The 1403-nt window shown below is 74.1% G+C and carries 3 protein-coding genes; all 3 read left to right on the forward strand.

Going from position 1 to position 1403, the window contains the following annotated elements; translation table 11 throughout:
* Positions 1 to 186 (forward strand): DUF4332 domain-containing protein (locus tag VB737_RS07020; RefSeq protein ID WP_500312207.1); only part of this gene is annotated, 186 nt, incomplete at its 5' end.
* Positions 187 to 249: 63 nt separating this feature from the next.
* On the forward strand, positions 250 to 624 hold the full coding sequence (locus VB737_RS07025) for a DUF8664 family protein (RefSeq protein WP_500312208.1): 375 nt from the start codon (positions 250 to 252) through the stop codon (positions 622 to 624).
* Between the two features lie 35 nt (positions 625 to 659).
* Positions 660 to 1403: CocE/NonD family hydrolase (locus VB737_RS07030; RefSeq protein WP_500312209.1), on the forward strand; the 744-nt coding region annotated here is incomplete at its 3' end.

The following is a 1403-nucleotide window of genomic DNA, read 5'->3' on the forward strand; positions in this document are numbered from 1 at the left end:
CTGCTGCTCCACGGGGGCATCGCCGGCCCCGCCGGACTCGCCGCCGCCGACCCCCAGCAGCTGCTGGTGCAGCTGGGCCGGCTGCAGCGGCGGCTTACCGGCTCGGCCGTCCCCCCGGTCGACCTGCCCCTCGTCCTGGCCTGGATCCGCCGGGCCCGGAAGGCCTCCGGTCGCTCCCCGAACTGACCCTCCGCTCCTGCGCGGCCCCGGCACGGGTGACTGGAATGGGGAAAACGGACGGAGGCAGTGATGCCCCGAACAACCCGCCTTTCTCCCCCCAGAGCCACGAACCACCCCCTTCGCGACGACCGCCGCCACGCCCGGATCACCCGCCCGAGCATCCGTCTTCGCCAAAGCTTCGCCGCCCTCCTCTGCGCCGCCTGCCTGGGCGCCGCGGCCGTGCCCAGCGCGCGGGCCCAGTCCGCCCTGCTGGAATCGGTGAAGCAGAACCCGGCCCTGGCCCAGAGCCTCTGCCAGCAGTTCCGCCAGCTGAACGCCCAGGGCGTCTCGGCCACCTCCAAGGCGTCGATCGCCAGCCTGGCCAGCAGCCGTGGCCTGAGCCCCATGGATGCGGAGGTGCTGGCCACCTACGTGATCGGCCTGCACTGCTCGACGGTGTTCTGATCCCCGTGGTCCGGGCCCGCGACGCCACCCTGCAGATGGTGGATGGGGTCCGGCTGGTGAGCCGCGTCTGGCAGCCCGACGGGGGAGGTCCCTGGCCGGTGCTGGTGATGCGGCAGCCCTACGGGCGGGCCATCGCCTCCACCGTCACCTACGCCCACCCCAGCTGGTACGCCGGCCATGGCTTTCTGGTGGTGGTCCAGGACGTAAGGGGCCGCGGTGGATCGGAGGGTGACTTCGGCGGCTTCGCCCAGGAGGCGGCGGATGGGGCCGCCACGATCCGCTGGGCCAGGGCCCTCGCGGGCAGCAGCGGCCGGGTGGGCACCTACGGCTTCTCCTACCAGGGCCTCACCCAGCTGCTCAACACGGGCGACGAGGCCAATGCCGAAGCGAGCGAGGACGACCCGTCCCTGCCGGACTGCCTCGCCCCGGCCATGTGTGGCCTCGACGAGCGTCTCCACTGGGCCAGCGAAGGGGGAGCCCACTGGTGGGCCCTGGGCCTGGGCTGGGCCCTGCAGTTGGCGGCCGAGGGCTGCCGGCGCCGGGGCGACGGGGCCGGCTGGCACGAGATCCGCCGCAGCCTCCAGCACGGCGACTTCCTCGACGAGGGGCTGGCCCTGCTGGAACGCCACGATCCCCGGGGCATGGGGCTGCACTGGCTGCGGCGCGACCCCGCCGTCGCGGAAGGCTGGGCGGTGCACCCCGTGGCGCCGGCCCTGCTGCGGCGGCCCCTGCTGCTGATCGGCGGCTGGCACGATCCCCATCTGGGGGGGGTGCTGGAC

It is taken from the genome of Synechococcus sp. BA-120 BA3 (genome assembly GCF_034931285.1).
Taxonomy (GTDB): Bacteria; Cyanobacteriota; Cyanobacteriia; order PCC-6307; family Cyanobiaceae; genus Cyanobium.

What these genes read in the sequence shown, in the direction of transcription:
- VB737_RS07025 (WP_500312208.1), top strand. Translation starts at nt 250, where the DNA reads ATGCCCCGAACAACCCGCCTTTCTCCCCCCAGAGCCACGAACCACCCC.